General features: G+C 71.9%; 15 protein-coding genes. 9 read left to right on the plus strand and 6 right to left on the minus strand.

From position 1 onward, the window contains the following. Positions 1-347: 347 nt before the first annotated feature. Genes AB0B33_RS18485 through AB0B33_RS18505 form a run of 5 tightly spaced genes read right to left on the minus strand, consistent with a single transcriptional unit; the run spans position 348 to position 5,497 of the window. The gene (locus tag AB0B33_RS18485) at positions 348-1,517 is read right to left on the minus strand and encodes a serine/threonine-protein kinase (protein ID WP_360772979.1); all 1,170 of its coding nucleotides are present in this window, start codon (positions 1,515-1,517) and stop codon (positions 348-350) included. Beyond that, complete coding sequence (locus AB0B33_RS18490) at positions 1,459-3,549, minus strand: MFS transporter (RefSeq protein WP_360772982.1); 2,091 nt, start codon at positions 3,547-3,549, stop codon at positions 1,459-1,461. Before AB0B33_RS18490 ends, AB0B33_RS18485 begins: the two co-directional genes overlap by 59 nt. Positions 3,550-3,589: 40 nt before the next feature. Beyond that, the gene (locus AB0B33_RS18495) at positions 3,590-4,618 is read right to left on the minus strand and encodes an alpha/beta hydrolase (protein WP_360772985.1); all 1,029 of its coding nucleotides are present in this window, start codon (positions 4,616-4,618) and stop codon (positions 3,590-3,592) included. A gap of 12 nt (positions 4,619-4,630) precedes the next feature. Continuing rightward, complete coding sequence (locus AB0B33_RS18500; RefSeq protein WP_247024955.1) at positions 4,631-4,981, minus strand: hypothetical protein; 351 nt, start codon at positions 4,979-4,981, stop codon at positions 4,631-4,633. A 15-nt stretch (positions 4,982-4,996) separates the two neighbouring features. Beyond that, positions 4,997-5,497 carry a helix-turn-helix domain-containing protein gene (locus AB0B33_RS18505; protein ID WP_360772988.1) on the minus strand — a complete coding sequence of 167 codons (501 nt, stop codon included), beginning with the start codon at positions 5,495-5,497 and terminating at the stop codon, positions 4,997-4,999. A gap of 138 nt (positions 5,498-5,635) precedes the next feature. Between AB0B33_RS18505 and AB0B33_RS18510 the strand changes: the two genes are divergently transcribed. The 3 genes from AB0B33_RS18510 to AB0B33_RS18520 all read left to right on the plus strand — a co-directional run bounded on the left by AB0B33_RS18510 (position 5,636) and on the right by AB0B33_RS18520 (position 11,094). Further along, complete coding sequence (locus AB0B33_RS18510) at positions 5,636-6,130, plus strand: SRPBCC family protein (RefSeq protein ID WP_360772991.1); 495 nt, start codon at positions 5,636-5,638, stop codon at positions 6,128-6,130. A gap of 130 nt (positions 6,131-6,260) precedes the next feature. Next, complete coding sequence (locus tag AB0B33_RS18515) at positions 6,261-8,204, plus strand: NB-ARC domain-containing protein (protein ID WP_360772993.1); 1,944 nt, start codon at positions 6,261-6,263, stop codon at positions 8,202-8,204. A 310-nt stretch (positions 8,205-8,514) separates the two neighbouring features. Then, complete coding sequence (locus AB0B33_RS18520) at positions 8,515-11,094, plus strand: tetratricopeptide repeat protein (RefSeq protein WP_360772996.1); 2,580 nt, start codon at positions 8,515-8,517, stop codon at positions 11,092-11,094. Between the two features lie 194 nt (positions 11,095-11,288). Here the strand turns inward: AB0B33_RS18520 and AB0B33_RS18525 are convergent, their stop codons facing one another. Beyond that, entirely contained in the window at positions 11,289-11,855 is a 567-nt protein-coding gene (locus AB0B33_RS18525; RefSeq protein WP_360772999.1) for a TetR/AcrR family transcriptional regulator, read from the minus strand. A 51-nt stretch (positions 11,856-11,906) separates the two neighbouring features. On the opposite strand from AB0B33_RS18525, the gene AB0B33_RS18530 reads away from it, so the two are divergent. The 6 genes from AB0B33_RS18530 to AB0B33_RS18555 all read left to right on the plus strand — a co-directional run bounded on the left by AB0B33_RS18530 (position 11,907) and on the right by AB0B33_RS18555 (position 17,294). Beyond that, on the plus strand, positions 11,907-13,133 hold the full coding sequence (locus tag AB0B33_RS18530) for an amidohydrolase family protein (protein ID WP_360773002.1): 1,227 nt from the start codon (positions 11,907-11,909) through the stop codon (positions 13,131-13,133). Next, positions 13,130-13,984 (plus strand): alpha/beta hydrolase-fold protein, encoded by an 855-nt coding sequence (locus AB0B33_RS18535; RefSeq protein WP_247024964.1) that lies wholly within the window; start codon positions 13,130-13,132, stop codon positions 13,982-13,984. The genes AB0B33_RS18530 and AB0B33_RS18535 overlap by 4 nt, the downstream gene beginning before the upstream one ends. After that, on the plus strand, positions 13,974-15,272 hold the full coding sequence (locus AB0B33_RS18540; protein WP_360773005.1) for an FAD-dependent oxidoreductase: 1,299 nt from the start codon (positions 13,974-13,976) through the stop codon (positions 15,270-15,272). Before AB0B33_RS18535 ends, AB0B33_RS18540 begins: the two co-directional genes overlap by 11 nt. Positions 15,273-15,481: 209 nt before the next feature. After that, the gene (locus AB0B33_RS18545; RefSeq protein WP_360773008.1) at positions 15,482-16,246 is read left to right on the plus strand and encodes a hypothetical protein; all 765 of its coding nucleotides are present in this window, start codon (positions 15,482-15,484) and stop codon (positions 16,244-16,246) included. Then, a complete protein-coding gene (locus AB0B33_RS18550) occupies positions 16,246-16,689 on the plus strand; it encodes a phage holin family protein (protein ID WP_360773011.1) in 444 nt (147 codons plus the stop codon). The genes AB0B33_RS18545 and AB0B33_RS18550 overlap by 1 nt, the downstream gene beginning before the upstream one ends. Beyond that, positions 16,686-17,294 carry a DUF3618 domain-containing protein gene (locus AB0B33_RS18555; protein ID WP_360773014.1) on the plus strand — a complete coding sequence of 203 codons (609 nt, stop codon included), beginning with the start codon at positions 16,686-16,688 and terminating at the stop codon, positions 17,292-17,294. The genes AB0B33_RS18550 and AB0B33_RS18555 overlap by 4 nt, the downstream gene beginning before the upstream one ends. Positions 17,295-17,305 lie beyond the last annotated feature (11 nt).

Genomic DNA, 17,305 nt, shown 5'->3' on the forward strand with positions numbered 1-17,305 from the left:
CCATCGTCCCCACGGGACGCTGGTGTTCGCCACCGAACCACCACATCACGGCTTCCCCGGCGGCCCGCCCCGCCCCTTCGCCTGCTTGACATCCCGGTGCGGACCGCCACGCGGCCTCACCGGCCCACACGCAGGCTCCTCCACCGCGCCCTGCCACCGAGCGGACGTAGGTGCTCCCCACCGCACCGCAACCACATCACGGCTTCCCCAGCGGCCCGCCCCGCCCCTTCGCCTGCTTGACATCCCGGTACGGACCGCCACGCGGCCTCACCGGCCCACACGCAGGCTCCTCCACCGCGACCCGCCACCGAGCGGACGTAGGTGCTCCCCACCGCATCGCAACCACATCACGGCTTCCCCGGCGGCCCGCCCCGCCCCTTCGCCTGTTTGACATCCTGATGCGGCTCGCCATGCGGCTTCGCCGGCCCACTCGCCTGCTTCTCCGGGCCGGCCTTCGGCGGTGCGGCGACCACTCCAGCCGCCGCCGGTGGGGCGGCTTGGGAGGATGCCACCACCAGCGCCGTCGCCGGGGACGAGGTGACCTGAACCGGGACCACGACGGAACCGGTGGGCGGCACGGCCTCGGGCACGACAGCCGGCTCGGGCCCGGGATCGGCCGGCCTCGCGAGCACCGCCGCCAGCACCGCAGCCGCGGCCACCGCCGCCAGGCCGCCGGCCCACGCCCGTCGGCACGGTGCCGGGGCCACGACCGGGACCGCCCGGACGGTGCGGGGCTGCTCGCGCAGCAGCTCCGGGATCTCCGCGGCGGCCGGCCGGTCCGCGGGCTCGCGGGCGGTCATCCGGCGGAGCGTGTCCGCGAGCGGAGCCGGGGTACCGGCCGGAACACGCGGCGCGCGGTGCAGCCGTGCCATCGCCGACTCCGCCAGGGTGCCGGGGAACTCACGCTGCGCGGTCAAGCACTCGAGCAGGATCAGGCCGAGGGCGTAGACGTCGGCCGGCGGCCCGGCCTGCTCCCCCAGGATCTGCTCCGGCGCCAGGTACGCGGCAGTGCCGGTGACCAGCCCGGTGCCGGTGATGCGCGTGGAGTCCAGCGCGTGCGCGATGCCGAAATCGGTGAGCACCGGACCACCGGGACCGAGCAGGACGTTGGCGGGCTTCAGATCGCGGTGCACGATCTGGCGGGCGTGGACGTGGGCCAGCGCGTCCGCCAGCCGGATCGCCAGCTCGCCCACCTCCTCGGCGGTGAACGGCCCGGCGAGCAGCCGTTCGGCGACGTTCTCCCCGTCGACGAGCTGCATCACCAGGTACGGCCGGTCCCCCTCGGTGCCGCTGTCGTGCAACGCGACGATCCGCGGGTGCTGGACGCTGGCCAGCAGCCGCTTCTCCCGCGCCCGGCGCAGCTGGTCCACGGCCACCGCGTGGCGGTCGTAGACCTTGACCGCGACCGCCCGGCCCAGTTCCCGGTCGACGGCCCGGTACACCCGGGCGGTGGCCCCTTCACCGATCAGCGACCCGATCTCGTACCGCCCGGCGATCACGTCCGGCAGCTCGTTCATCGACAGGCACCCCGTCCGGCTCGGCTGCCGTACCGGTACCCGTCGTCCGGGCCCGCGCAAACACGACTTGCGGCCGGCGGGGCCGGGCGAGCGCTTCGCCGACCGCGGCGCGGATCTGGTCCTGACTCGCGGTGACTTCCGCGCTTTCGATGACGACGCACCGTGACGTCGCGGCCAGATCGCTCAGCAGGCCGCGGATCCGGTCGCTCCAGTCGTCGGCCGACCGCGGGGGACTGCCCGTGTCCTGGTCGAGCAGGACGGTGAGGTCGGGACGGAGCCGCCCGGTGACCCAGCCGGCCAGGCCGGCCATCACGTCCGAGCCGATCCCGGCCGAACTCGCCGACCGGTCCAGCGGCGAGTCGATCAGCCGTTCCACGACGACGACGGCTCCCGACTCGAGCGCGGGAAGGACTTCCTGCTCGATGGTGTCCGCGCGGATCGCCGCGGCGGCCAGCGCGCGAGCGCGCGGGCCGGTCAACGCCGCGCTGGTCATGAGCTCCTCGAAGCGGGGGTCGTCACGTCCGGGGTCCGTGGCGAGCACCACGACGTGCTCCCCCGAGCGCCGGAGCCAGCCGGCCAGCTCGGCCGCGTGACCCGCCGTGCGGGCGCGCGGGGGACCTTCGACCGCGATGAGGAACCCGGCCGGGCGGCGGGGACGGCGCGACAGGCTGCCGCGCAGGTCGGCGAGCAGGCGGCCCGGCCGGTGCGGGTTCATCTGGCGGTGGGCGAGCACGCCCGCCGCACACGCCAGGGCCGCCGCGCCGAGCAGGACCGGCCGGGTGCCGTCGACGAGCACCTCGTTCCCGAAGAAGTGGACCGCCCGCGCGTTGGTCAGCCCGACCAGCAGCGGGACGACCGCGACCGCGACGCCGAGGACGATCTTCAGCAGGGACTGGTAGAGGGCGTTGACGCGGCCGCGCACCTCGTCGGCGACCTGGGACCCGATGATCGTCACGCCGGTCAGGAACGTGGCGCCGGCACAGGCGCCGACCAGCAGGACGCCGGCCAGCGACACGAACAGGTGCGGTGACAACGCCACCAGGACCAGGGAAAGCCCGGCGCCCACGATCGCCACGCCGAACAACCGCTCGTGCGCCAGGCGCGCCGCCACCATCGGCGCACCGGCGATCCCGGCGCTGAGGCCGACGAACACCGCGGCGAACAGCAACCCGAACCCGGCCTGGCCCGCCAGCACGCTCTTGGCGTAGGACTGGGCCGACCCGACGACCGCTCCCCCGGCGGCGAACGCGCCGACCGCACCGACGAGCAGGCCGCGCACCAACGGCGTGGTGCGGATGAAGCGGCCGGCGTCGCGCGCCATCGCGGCGACGCCGGGGCGGTCCGCTCCACCCTTGCCGACGCGGTTGCGGTCCGTCGTTCCCGACAGCTCGGGTATCCGCCGGGCGATCAGGAACGAACTCGCGAGGTAGAGCCCGGCCGCGAGGGCGATGGCCACCTTGACGGAACCGTTGGTGCCCAGCACGTCGTCGGGCAGCCGCAGTGAAGGCCCGATGCCGGCGAGGGCGTAGAGCCCGCCGCCGGCGACGACCGAGATGCCGTACGTCATCACCAAGCCGAGCTGGCCGGCCGTTTCGACCTGATCCGGCCGAGGCAGCAGGTTGGGCACGGCGGCGTCCTTGGCCGGGATCCACAGCATCGCGACGCTGCTGGTGAGGAAGGCGCCGGCGAACGGCCACCACGGCAGATCGACCACCACGACCGAAAGCAGCAGGACGCACCGCAGCACGTCGCCGACGGCCATCACCTTCCGCCGGTCGAACCGGTCGGCGAGCAACCCGCCGACCGGGGCGAACAGCAACCCGGGCAGGAGGTTGCTGAACACCACACCGGAAAACGCGAAGCTCTTCACCGCGTAGCTGCCGGCCGCGCTGGAGACGAGATCGGCCACGCCGAGCAAGGCGAGCCAGTCGGCGGTGCTGCACAGGAACGTCACGCCCCAGAGCCGGCGGAAGGGCCGGATCGCCAGCACCCGGCGTACTCGCTGCGGCAGGGACAAGCCCGGGGCGGTCATCGGAGGCACCCTACCCTGCGGGAGATCAGCGATTCCGACGTCACTCGCTCCCCGCGAACCGGTGCAGGGCGTCGAGCACGGCCGGGGCGGGGGTGTCCGGGTGATCGGCGTCGTGCAGCAGGTGGTCCACACCGGACAGTCGCACCCGGCCCGGCCCGCCGACGTGCGCGCGGCGCAGCGCGGACGTCAAGGCATCCGTTGTGGCGCAAGGGACCTGGGTGTCGTTCGTGCCGCAGGTCAGCAGCACCCCGGTCCCCGGCCGCAGGGCCGCGGCGGCGGACGGCGGGTAGACGGCGTCGTCGCTGTCCACGAACCGGCCGCTCGGTCCTTGGAAGGCCGTGAAGAGCTGCGCGACGGCGGGCGGCAGGTCGGTGGTGCCGACCGGCCGGTGTGCGCGCAGGGCGGTCACGGCGGCGTCGATCGCCGCGTCGATCACCCACTGCCGCTCCGGGGTGAACTGGCCCTGCCGGACCGCCTCGGCGGTCTGGGCGTGCAGCTGCAGCGCGACCAGGTCCAGCAGGCGGATCGCCTGCGGTTGCAGCAGTGCCACGCCGATCGGGCGCGGGTGGACGGTGCCGCCGAGCAGCAGCGCGGTCATCGCGCCTTCGCTGTGCCCGAGGACCATCAGCGCGTGCGGGTCGGTCTCCGGCTGATCGCGCAACACCTCGTAGGCGGCCCTCGCCTGGCGGACGAACGCCGGGTAGTCGAGGGCCTCCGGGTGGTCGCGGTAGGCGCCGAGCCCGGTGCGGCCGGTGCCGTACTTGTCGAACCGCAGCGTGGCGACCCGGTCGCCGCCGAGCACGCCGGCCACCTGCGCCAGGGTGTTCGGCAGCGCGCCCGGCTGGTTGCCGTCGCGGTCGGTGGGTCCGCTGCCGGGCAGCACCAACGCGGCGCGCAGCCGGTGCCCGGCGCGGTGCGCGGGTACGTGCAGCGTGCCGTACGTCGTCGTCCCGTCGGCGGTGAAGACGACTTCACGGTCGGCGGCGGGCACGAGGCGGGGTGCTGCCCCGGCCGGGGCGGCGGTCACGACGGCCAGCGACACCGTGACCGCGGCGAGGTGGGAAAACATCGGCAACCTCTTTCAGCGCAGGGCGTTCTCGACCAGCGCGACGGTCGCACGCGGGTTGTCGACTTGGAGGACGAGGCGGGTGTAGCGCTCGTCGGCGAGTTCGATCACGACGGCCTTCGACGCGTCCTTGACGTCCCAGAAGACCTTTTCGCCGTCGAGGTGGAACGTGCCCGCGGTGATCACACCGGGCACGTGGGCACCCGGCGCCCGCATCCCCTTGGGGTCGGCGGCGATGCCGGGGTCCGCGGTCGCGCCGCGGACGTTGGCCAGCGGGATGGTCAGGCTGCTCTTGAACGCCCAGAGCTTGTCCAGACCTTTGATCACGACGACGAGGTCGTCGCCATCGATGGTGACCAGTGCCATTTCGGTTTTCCTTTGTCAGTCGAGGGGATCGAGGCGGTGGGTCAGCGCGGCGCCGACACCGTCGGGGTTGCCGCGCAGGAGAATGCCCAGCGCGGCCGCCGTGAGAGCGGCGGCCAGGGCGGTGGGAATGCCGAGCGCGTCGGCGATCGCCTGGTCGACGGCGGCCAGCGCCGCGGCGACCTCGGCGGCCACCTCCTCGTCGACCGGCGCCCGTTCGACCACCGCGAGCAGCAGCAGCCCGAGGTCGGCCGACGTGACGAGCTCCAGCGCGGCCGCGGCATCCGGTGCCGCGGTAAGCGCTTCGGCCAGGGGACGGACGTCCTCGGCGAGGTGGCGGCGCACGGCGACCAGGTAGAGGCCCCGCTTGCTGCCGAAAGTCTTGTACAGGCTGTTGCGGTGCACGCCGAGGTGGGTGACGAGGTCGTCGATGGAAACCCCGTCGTAAGCACGCCCGCCGAACAACTTCACGGCGGCGCGCACCACCTCGTCCTCGTCGAACGCCCGTTGCCTGCCCATGCCACGACGGTAGCGTTTTGAGGAACGATCAGTCAAGAACGAGCGTTCCTCAAAAATCAGAGCCTCGGAAAGGTGCTGGGACTGTCGAGAAGCCGGGCAGCCGGTCGTCCTCCGGTGAGCCGACCCGGAAGGATGCCCATGAGCAGCACGTCACCAGCCTCGACCACGGTGCGAGCCGCCATCTCCGTCGATGTCCCCCGGGAGCGGGCCTTCCGCGTGTTCACCGAGCGATTCGACGAAATCAAGCCGCGCGAGCACAACCTGCTCGCGGTGCCGATCGAACGGACGGTCCTCGAGCCCCGCGCCGGCGGCACCGTCCACGACGTCGGCACCGACGGCAGCCGCTGCGCCTGGGCGCGGGTCCTCGCCTGCGAGCCGACGGACCGGCTGCTCCTCAGCTGGGACATCAGCCCGCGCTGGCAACTGGAATCCGACCCCGGTCACACCAGCGAGGTCGAAATCCGCTTCATCGCCGATGGCGCCGAGCGCACCCGCGTCACCCTCGAACACCGGCACCTGGACCGGCACGGCGAAGACTGGGAAAGCTTCACGAGCCTCGGCTCCGGATCGGGCTGGCCGCTCTACCTCGACCGGTTCCACGCCGCGACGCACCGGGACGCCGCAGGGGCCTGACGCAGCCGGCGTCCACACTGGACCGATCCCCCTCGGGAGCGTCGATCGGCGTCCGGCGCGAGTCGCCGGCAACGGTGGTCGCCGCGCGGAGATCTGGTGGTACCGCGGCGGCCGGTGCATGCTGGTGGGCATGCCTGACCGGCCCGGGGTGCACAACGTCGTCAACGGCGACGTGACGGGGACGGTCGTGCAGGCCGGAGAGGTCGTCATCGCGCGTGGACGACCTGCACCCCGGCAGCTGCCCGCGTCGCCGGCACGTTTCGTGGGCCGGGCCGGTGACTTGGCCGGCTTGGCCGACGAGCCCGGGGTGCACGCGGTCGTAGGGAGCGGCGGCGTCGGCAAGACGTGGCTGGCGGTGCAGTGGGCCCACACCCACGGACACCGGTTCCCGGACGGTCAGATGTTCGTCGACCTGCGCGGATTTTCCCCGGATCGACCGATGGCTCCCGCCGCCGCGGTACGGGGGTTCCTCGACGCGCTCGGAGCCGTCGACATACCGCCGGATCCGCATGCTCAAGTCGCGCTCTACCGAAGCCTGACCGCGGACAAGCGGCTGCTGGTGGTCCTCGACAACGCTGCCGACGCGGCCCAGGTGGAGTCACTGCTGCCGGGTGGGTCCTCCTGCACCGTACTGGTGACCAGCCGCCGTCGGCTCACTTCGCTGAACACCCGGCACGGCGCCCGGCACCGGATACTCGGCGTGCTCGGCGACGCCGAGTCCCACGACCTGCTGCGCGCGCGCCTCGGATCCGTCCGGATCGCCTCGGATCCCGCGGCCGTGCAGCGGATCGTGAAGCACTGTGCGGGACTGCCACTCGCACTGGCGATCGTCGCCAGCCGCGTCGAGACGAGTCCTGAGATGTCCCTGGCACGAATCGCGGACGAGCTGGGCCGGCTCGACGACGAGGACCCGGCCAACAGCTTCCCCGCGGCGCTGTCCTGGTCGCTGCGCGAGTTGACCGGGCCGCAGGCGCGCGTCCTCGGGCTGCTCGCCACCGCACCGGGACCGGACATCGGCCTCGCCGCCGCGGCCGGCCTCACCGGGTCGGTCTCCGAGCTGCCTGCCTTGGCGCGCCTCAGCCTGCTGGAAACGGTGGCCGACGGGCGCTACCGCATGCACGACCTCATCCGTGCCGAGGTCCGTGCCGAAGACGTCGAGGCAACGCGGCGGGTGACCGACCACTACCTGTACACCGCCCACTCGGCAGACCGTCACCTCCAGCCGTACGGCGCGCCCGCGGTCTTGCCGCCGATGTCACCGGACTGCCGGCCGGAAGCACCCGCGGACCTCGATGCGGCGCTGGCCTGGTTCGACGCGGAACACCAGTGCCTGCTCGCCGCCGTCGACACCGCCGCGGAGCACGAGTGGCACGACGTCGTCTGGCACCTGGCACGCACACTCACGACGTACCACCACCGACGGGATCACCCGGACGCCGACATCCGCACCTGGAGACTCGCACTGCGCGCGCGGACACCCGGTCCGACCCTGATCACGTCCCACCGACGGCTCGGCGAAGCGCTTACCCGGGCCCTCCGGGATTCCGAGGGACTGACACACCTGCGGGAAGCGATCGTCCTCGCTGAGCAGTCGGAGGACCTGTACCAGCTCTCGCACACCCATCGCGCCCTGGCTTGGGCACTCGGCCGCCAGGACGAGGACGCCGACGCGCTGAACCACGCCCAGGAGAACCTGAGGCTGTCGCGAGAACTGCACGACACCACCAGCGAAGCCCACGCCCTGAACGCGGTCGCGTGGTTCACCGCCCGGCTCGGCGACCTCGACCGGGCTCGCTCGTTCGGCGAGGCCGCTCTCGCCCTGCGTCCCAACCCGGAGGGCGAGGCGTCCGGCCGCGAAACCCTCGCCTACGTCGAGGACCGCGCCGGCCGGCCGGACAGGTCGGTCGAGCACTACGAGCGGGCGCTCACGTTGCGCCGCGCCCACGGCTACCTCAGGCACATAGCCAACACCCTGGACAGGATGGCCACCCCGCTGCGCGCGTTGGGCCGGGACGAGGAAGCCGAAGCCAGATCCCGGGAGGCAAGAGAACTGTTCGCCCGGCTCCAGGAATGATCCGGCAGATGAGGGGACGCACGGGCCGGCCCGGTACCACCTACTCCCCTCGCACAGATCGCTGAGACCGGTGCACGGCCCCGGCGAGGGAATGTCGACCAATCATCCTGGCAGCCTTTCGAACAGAATCCGATTCCGGGAAGCGCCGTCCTGCTGATCACCGGCGCAGAATCCCGCGGGCATTCTCGCGGTTGAGGCCGCGAGCGACGCCGGGGTCAGCATCGTTCCGGTCCCGGCCCGCGGGTGCGGCGCGGTGTCGCCGGGGCGCACTGCAGTGCATAGTGGGAGGGCGACCGGAGAAGGAGGCCCCTTGCAGCGCGAATCGAAAACGCCCCGCCCGGCTCCCGTTCCGCACCGGCTCCCTCCTGCTGCCGACTCGTTTTTCGCGAGAGAAGAACTACTCACCACCCTCGATGCGAAACGGGCCGCCGGAACCCCGGTGCTGGTGATCACCGGGATGGCGGGAGTCGGCAAGACTTCGCTGGCTGTGGAATGGGCACGGCGACGGATCGACCAGTTCCCCGACGGGCAGTTGTACGTTGATCTCCGGGGATATTCGCCCGCCGAGCCGCTGCCCGCGGGTACGGCCGTTCGTGGCTTGCTCGACGACCTCGAAGTACCCTCGTCCCGGGTGCCGGAAGATCCCGCCGCCCAATTGGGGCTGTACCGTTCTTTGATCGCGGGCAAACGGATGCTCATCATCTTGGACAACGCGAGCACAGCCGCTCAGATCATCCCGCTGCTCCCGCGGACTGCCTCGAGCACCGTTGTCGTGACCAGCCGCCGACCACTCACCGAGTTGACTGCACGTTACGGCGCCGGCAGATTCGATCTGCAGTTGCTGCCGGCGGCGGAATCCCGGGCTATGCTGGCCCACCTCGTCGGCGCGGAACGCGTCGCCGCCGAGCCCCAGGCGATCGACGATCTGAGCAGGGCTTGCGCCGGCCTTCCACTGGCCTTGTCCCTCGTCGCCAGCGCCGCCCGTTCACGCGGCCGGCAGCCGCTGGCTGAGCTCGCTGCGGAGCTGCGCGCCGTACCCGCACTCGAGAACGACGAACCCGAGCTCGGTGTCCGCTCTGTACTCTCCTGGTCTTACCGAGCTCTTCCGGCCGAGGTCGCGCGTACTTTCCGGCTCCTGAGCCTGCTACCCGGGCCGGACTTCGGGATCAACGCCGCCGCCACCCTGGGCGAGCGGAGCATCGACCAGGCTCGGGCCGTGCTGGAAGCGCTGGAACTGGGCAGCCTCGTCACCAGTCAGGTGCCCGGTCGATACGGACTGCACGATCTCATCCGTGCCTATGCTCTCGAACAAACCCTTTCGCTGGACGGCGAAGCCGCGCGATCGGACGCCCGGAACAGGGTGATCGACTTCTACCTGCACACGGCCAAGGACGCGAACCAGCAGCTGTCACAACGCAAAGAACGTCTCGAACTCGGTCAGCTCTCGCCCGGAACCATCCCTTTGCCCTTGGCGGACGCGACTGAAGCCTTGGCGTGGTTCGACACCGAGTACAACTGCCTGCTTCCGGTGCAACGGCTTGCCTCGACGCTGGGGCGGTACAACGCCGTGTGGCAGCTGGCCATCGCCATGGACACCTACCTCCAGCGCAAGGGGAGCCTGGACGACCGGCTCGCGAGCTGGCGGACGGCGCTCGAGGCCGCCGAGCAGCTCGGCGAGCCGGGACCGCTGGCGCTCGCGCTCCGCGTCCTCGGCGATGCCTGTTCCAGGTCCGGCCGACACGCGGAAGCGCTCGATTTCGCGCAGCGATGTCTCGACCTGTCCGAATCGGTCGGTGCCACCGAGCAAACCGACGCCCATCGAACGCTGGCGATGATCTGGGAACGCCAGGGAAACCGCCGCCGGGCGCTCGACCACGCTCTTCAAGCGCTCGACCGCGTCCGTTCGCTCGGTGACGGCTTTTCCGAAGCGGAGGTGCTCAACGCCGTCGGCCGGTACGCCGCCCGGCTCGGGCACTTCGACCAGGCTCGCGATCACTGCTCGGCGGCGCAGGAGTTGCACCGCTACCACCCCGATCGCGCCGGGGAGGCCGACACGCTGGACACCCTGGGCTACCTCGCCCGGCACTCGGACCAGTACCGGCAAGCCCTCACTCTCTATGGCGATGCCCTGCGACTGCGCCGTGATCTGCGCGACTTCTACCAGGTCGCCAACACCCTGCGTATCGTCGGCGAGATCCACGCGGACACCGGTGAGTTCGACGCTGCTCGGCGTTGCTGGGCCGAGGCCGGTGAACTGTTCACCGCGCAGGGCCGGCTGGACGAGGCCGCGGACACGCGGCACCGAATGGACGCGTCGCGCCGGGAAATGGCAAGCGACGCCGAGGAGATCACCGTCTTCACCTCCGGCGACGAGGGCCAACCGGTACGGGACGCTCTGGTCGATCTCCTGGAGATCGCCGGATTCTCCATCGTTTCCCGTGACGTACCCGAGCACGGGTCGTGGTTCCAGCGGCTGTTCGTCACGAAAAAGGATCCGCAGGCCGGGGAAGAGCTCGGCCGGATCGTCGCGACCGCGGTGGCCAACCACCTGGCCGGTACGGTGAACGGCAAGGTCGTCCAAGCTCGGGACGTCTCGATCCGGAACGAGCCAGGCGCCGGGCAGAACGAACAGGAAGCCAACGCGATCGCCCGGTTGCTCGATGCGTGCCAGGTTCACGACGAGATCGTCCTCTGCACCAGTTCGACAGTGCTCGTGAAGGTCGACGGTCGGATCACCTGCTGGGTACCCACCGCAGAAGCCATGCGAGTGCTGCGAACCGACCCGCGGCTGATGCGTTCACCCAAGGAACTCCTCGACGTGCTTTCCCGGCTTTCGGACAGCACTGCCCGTGCTCACTTCGCCGACGACCTGCCACGCGCCGAGAGCTGACAACGGCGTCACTGCGGGACGTCGCTACCGGACGTCGGCAAAGCTCTCAGCCGCTACCCCACCGCAACTGTTCAGCCCTCGTTCAGGGCGTCGTCGGTGCTCGTCGGGCCCAGTTCGCCGGGGCGGTCCGCGACCTTCACCGGCACCGACCGCGGCCACGAGGCCGACCTCGAACAGCCCTTTCGCCTCGCCCGTCACACCGCGCCCATGCGCAGGATCACGGCGACCGCGTCCTCCGGCCGGGCGGTCGGGCTCAGTACCTCCTGCAAGAGCAGCCCCCGGATCGCGGCGACGGTGACGGTGGCCACCGTCAGCGCTTCCTCGGTGCCGTGCCCTTTGCGTTCCGCGAGCGAGGCCAGCATCCCGGTCAGGTCGTCGAGCGAGTCGACGAACTCGCGAAAGTCCTCCGGGCGGTACGCGGCGAGTCCTACGACGTGGAAGAAGCCGCGGACCCGCGACAGCCGCTCCGGGCGCGTGTAGGCCCGCCAGATCGCCACGACGAGGTCGTCGAAGGTGCCTTGCCGGGCGGTCTCGAGCAGTGCCTCGTTGTCACGGGATCGCTGCGCCTTGAGCATCGCGGCCAGGACACCGGGGAGCGACCCGAAGTGGTACCGCAAGAGAGCATGGCTGGTTCCGGCCCTGACGGCGATCTCGCGGAGCGACACCTCCGGCGAGGGAAGCCCTTCCGCGAAGGCGTCGAGAAGCCGGGCCAGGAGCCGCTCGCGTGCGTCGCCGGTGCGTTCCGTGCTTGACAAGGTCACTCCCACAGTTTATCCATTGGAAAAGAGATGCGCCAGTGGAAGGAACGACTCGTGGAACGGTGTTCAGTGGTCGGCGCGACCGTCGTCGACGGATCGGGTCGCGACCCGGTCGACGTCGACGTCGGCATCGAAGACGGGCGCATAGCCCAGGTCGGCGCCTCCGGCGCAGCGGGGATGCGCCTCGATGCCGGCGGCCTGACGATGACACCCGGCCTGATCGACGCCCACGTCCACTTGGGCTTGGCGAGCCCGATCCAGCCGCAGTTCTCGTTCCGGATCAGCGCCGCCGAGCTCGCGGCGGACATCTTCGCCGCGGCCGGGGCGACGCTCGACGCCGGCTTCACCACCGTCCGGGACACCGGCGGGGTCGACGGCGGCCTCGTGACCACGATCGCGAAGGGCAAGGTCAGGGGCCCGCGTGTGCTGTCGTGCGGACCGGTGCAGTGCCAGATCGGCGGGCACGGCTACTACGGGGCCGACTGGGAACCCACCGAGCTGTGGAGCGGCCACCACCTCCCCGGCCTGTGCGCCCTGTCCACGATGTCGGGCAACGCGGACGAGCTGCGGCGCAACGTGCGCGAGGCCTTCCGGCGCGGAGCTTCCTTCCTGAAGCTCTGCGTGACCGGCGGTGTGGTGGGCGCGCACGACCGGCTGACCGACACCCAGTTCACCGTCGAGGAGATCGCGGTCGCGGTCCAGGAAGCCGCGGCCCGGGGCACCTACGTGACGGTGCACGCCCACAACAACGACGGCATCCGCAACGCCGTCGAGGCCGGGGTGCGGTGCGTCGAGCACGGCACCGGCCTCGACGAAGCCACGGCCACCCTGATGGCCGCTCACGACGTCGCGCTCGTGCCCACGTTCGCCGTCGTCGAGCAGCTGCTGCACGACACCGCCGGAGCCGGCCTCGACGCCTCGACCCGCGACCGCGTGCTGGGTGTCCGGGAGCGGATGGCCGAAGCGCTCGCCGTCGCCAAGGAGGCCGGGGTGCGGATCGGGCTGGGTTCCGATCTCATCGGCCCGGCCCAGGACCGCCGGGGCGAAGAGCTCAGGCTGCGCGCGGAGCTCGAAACCCCGATGGCCGCGCTCGTGGCGGCCACCAGGACCAACGCCGAGATCCTCGGCCTGGCCGGCCAGGCCGGCGTCATCGCTCCCGGCGCGCAGGCAGACCTCGTGCTGTGGAACGGCAACCCGGTCGAAGACCCCGAGCTGTTCGCCGATCCCGCCAATGCCGTCCTCGTCCTCAAGGCCGGCCGAATCGTGAAGGACCTCCGATGAGCACCATGTGGCAGGGCTGTCTGGCCGACACCGACTACTTCGAGCTGCGTTCCGGCGCAGGGCACGACTACGGCGTCTGGGTCACCACGCCACCGGGCTACGACCGCGCCACGACGAAAGCGCCTGCCCTGTACGTGCTCGACGGCAACTGGGCCGTGGGCATGACGGCTCCGCTCATCGTCACCCAGAAGGACCCCATGCAGCAGATCCGGCCCTACATCCAGGTCAGCGTCGGCTACGCGGGCGAGGACGCACCGCACTGGGCACGGCTGCGCAACAGGGACCTCGTACCGCCCGGCGAGCCCATCGCCCGGGAGTTCGTCGACGCCGTCGAAACGGGAATCCGGACGGGCTCGATGACCCGCGAGGAAGCCGACGCCTACCTCGCCGAACTGAACGAAACCCACGCCGACGCGTTCCTGGACTTCCTCACCGCGGAACTGCACCCGCGGATCGAACGCGACTACGGCACGGCCGCGAGCGGTCACGGCCTCTTCGGCTACTCCTACGGCGGGCTCTTCGGCCTCTACGCCTGGCTCAGCGGCAGCACGCTCTTCGAAAGCATCGGCGCGGGCAGTCCCGGTGTCGTCGGTGAAGACAGCCAGATCTTCGCGCGGCTCGAAGAACTGGGCGACAGCCTGCCCGCCGCCAAGCTCCACCTGACCGTCAACGACCAGGAGCTGCTCGGCGACCTGGCCGTCTACCAGAACCTCGCGAAGAACGCGGCCACCGTCCTGCACCGCCTGACCGCCCGCGGCGGCGCCGTCACCAGCGCGGTGCTGCGCGAAACGCACGTGACCGGCCTGCAGGCCTCGTTCCTCAGCTACCTGAGGACCTGCCGTGCCCGGTGAGCGCTCGAGCACCGACGTGGTCGTGATCGGGGCCGGGGTGATCGGTTCGTCGATCGCCCTCGAGCTCGCCCGGGCGGGGCACCGGGTCACCGCACTCGACCGGGCCGCCGGGCCCGGCCAGGGGTCGACCTCGGCTTCGAGTGCGGTCGTCCGGTTCACCTTCTCCACCCGCGCCGGGGTGGCGACGGCGTGGGAGGCGCACTTCGGCTGGCTCGACTGGGCCGGGCACCTCGGGCACGACGTCGGCGACCTCGCCGTGTTCCGCAAGAGCGGGCTGGTGATGCTCGACGTCGAGGCGGCTCCGCGTGCGTCGTGGCTCCCGTTGTTCGACGAGATCGGTGTCCCCTACGAGGAATGGGACAGCGCCACCTTGGCCGAGCGCGTTCCCGGTATCGACGTCGGCCGCTACTGGCCGCCGAAGCGGCTCGACGACGAGGAGTTCTGGGCGGACGCAACCCACTCGCTCGGTGGCGTGTACACCCCGGACGCCGGTTACGTCTCGGACCCGGCCCTCGCCGCCGTGAACCTCGCCGCCGCGGCCTCGGCGTGCGGGGCGGAGTTCCGCTTCCGCAGCACCGTGACGGCGGTGGAGCAGGCGGGCGGGCGCGTGACGTCGGTGCGGCTGTCGGACGGCACCCGGATTCCCTGCGCCGTCGTGGTCAACGCCGCCGGTCCGTGGTCGGGCGCGGTGAACCGGCTGGCCGGCGTGGGGGCCGACTTCACCGTCGGGGTGCGGCCGATGAGGCAGGAAGTGGCGCACGTGCCGGTCCTCGAGGGCTATCGAGGGCCGGTGGTGGCGGACATGGATCTGGGCACCTACTTCCGCGGTGAAGCAGGAGGGGGCCTGCTCGTCGGCGGCACGGAACCGAAGTGCGACCCGATGCAGTGGACCGACGACCCGGACGCGGCCGACGTCCACCCGACGGCCGCGGTCTTCGAGGCCCAGGTCACGCGGGCCGCGCGCCGGCTGCCCGGCCTGGGGGTGCCCAACCGGGCGCGCGGCGTGGCAGGCGTCTACGACGTCGCCGACGACTGGACTCCGATCTACGACCGCACCGGGCTCGAGGGCTTCTACCTCGCGATCGGAACGAGCGGCAACCAGTTCAAGAACGCACCGGTCGTGGGGCAGCTGATGGCGGAGCTGATCGACCGGGTGGAGAACGGCGCCGACCACGACGCGGTGCCCGTCCGGTTCCGGGCCCCGCGCACCGGCCTGGAGATCGACCTGGGTGCGTTCTCGCGGCGGCGCAACCGGAACACCGCGAACTCGGGCACGGTGCTGGGCTGAGCCGTGGGGGTCAGCCCGGGAATTCGCCGACGCCGAGGGCGAAGTTCCCTTCCACCGGCAGCGCGACCGGACGGCTGCCCCAGCACCGACGGCCGCCCGTCACTCCCTCACGCCGGACACTCGCGCCCGTTTACCGCCGGAGCGCCCGGGTAGCCCGCCGCCCTGAGCAACCGGGGCACCGGAAGTGCCACACCCGCCAGGAGGTCGAGATGACACAGGGATCCGGCGGCCAGTCGCCGCCGTCGACGACGGACACCGCGAAGGACGAAGCCCGCGAGGTGGCCACCACGGCCGTCGATCGCGGGGGTGAGGTGGCGCAGACCGCCGCGCAGGAAGCGAAACACGTCGCGGAGCACGCTCAACGGGAAGCGCGCGACCTGCTCCGCGAAGGCCGGGAACAGCTGGAGTCCCAGGCGAAGGACGGTCAGCGGAAGGCGGCGCGAAGCCTCCACGACCTGGCCGGCCAGCTGGACCGGATGGCCGAGCAGACCGACTCCCCCGGCGTCGCCGCCGACGTCGTGCGGCAGGTGTCGGACCGCACCCGGACGGTCGCGGACTGGCTGGAGCACCGCGAACCCGGCGACCTGCTCGGCGAGGTGCGGCGGTTCGCGCGCCGTCGTCCGGGCGCGTTCCTCGTCGGCGCGGCCGTCGCGGGTGCTCTCGTCGGACGGCTCACGCGCGGGGTCGTGGCCCAGCAGCAGCAGAACTCCGGGAGCTCGCCGGACGGGCCGCCCGCCGCCGGGATCCCGCCCGTGCCCCCGGCTTCCACGCCGCAGCCGGGGGTGGCCGGCTCGCCGCCGCCGGCCGCGCCGGGCGGGTTCACCGCCCCGCAGCCGGGCGCCGGCGGGCTGAACGCGCCGCCGGGTGGCTACGCGCCCCAGCCCGGTGAGCAGACGGTTCCGGGCGGGTACGCCGCGCCGCCGGAACCGCTCCCGCAGCCCACGCGCTACTCCACGCCCGGGCAGGTGCCGTGATGACGCAGCCTCCCGGCCCCACGCCGCAAGCGCCCCCGCCGGTCGCGCCCCCGCCGGTCGACGTCGCCGATTCCTCGGTCGGCGAGCTGTTGTCCAACGTGATGAAGGACGTCTCCACCCTGCTGCGCCAGGAGGTGGAGCTGGCCAAGGCGGAGACGAAGGCCGAAGCCGCGAAGGCGGCCAAGGGCGCGGGCATGTTCGGCGGCGCCGGCTTCGCCGGTTACATGGTCGTGCTGTTCCTGTCCGTCGCGCTCTGGCAGGGCCTCGAGAACGTCATGGACGGCGGCTGGGCCGCGCTGATCGTCGCGGCCGTGTGGGCGATCGCCGGCGCCGTCCTGTTCGTGACCGGGCGCAGCGAGCTCCGCCGGGTCAACCCGATACCCGAACGCACCGTCGAGACCCTGCAACGGGTTCCGGACGCACTGAAAGGCGAGCGATCATGACCGAACCCGACCGGATCCGCCGTGAGATCGAAGGCACGCAACGGAACCTGAGCACCGACGTCAACGCGCTGACCGAGAAGGTGAGCCCCGGCCGCATCGTGGAACGCCGGGTCGGCCGGCTGCGCACGGCGGTCGGCAGCGCGAAGGACCGGGTGATGGGCACCGCGAACGACCACGCGTCGACGGCCGGCGACAAGGCCGGCTCGGTCGCCGCCTCCGCGCAGGACAAGGTGAGCACCGCGGCCGGCGTGGTGTCCGACGCCCCGCGGCAGATCCGCCGCGGCACGCAGGGCAACCCGCTGGCCGCCGGCCTGATCGCGTTCGGTGCCGGCTGGCTCGTGTCATCCCTGCTGCCGGCCAGCGAGCCGGAGCGCAAGCTGGCGGGCCAGGCGACCGACCTCGCGCGCGAACAGCTCGCGCCGGTGGCCAAGCACGCGGCCGAAGAGGTCAAGGAGAACCTGCGCGAACCGGTGCAGCGGGCGGCCGAGTCGGTGCGCTCCGAAGCCGCGGACGGCGCGTCGACGGTCAAGGAGGAGGCGCGCTCGGCGACCGGCGACGTCACCGACCGGGCGCAGGAGGGCCGGCGGAACGTCCGTTCGTCGTGAGCTCCGGGGCA

It is taken from the genome of Amycolatopsis sp. NPDC049159, assembly GCF_040648295.1.
GTDB classification, from domain to species: Bacteria; Actinomycetota; Actinomycetes; order Mycobacteriales; family Pseudonocardiaceae; genus Amycolatopsis; species Amycolatopsis pretoriensis_A.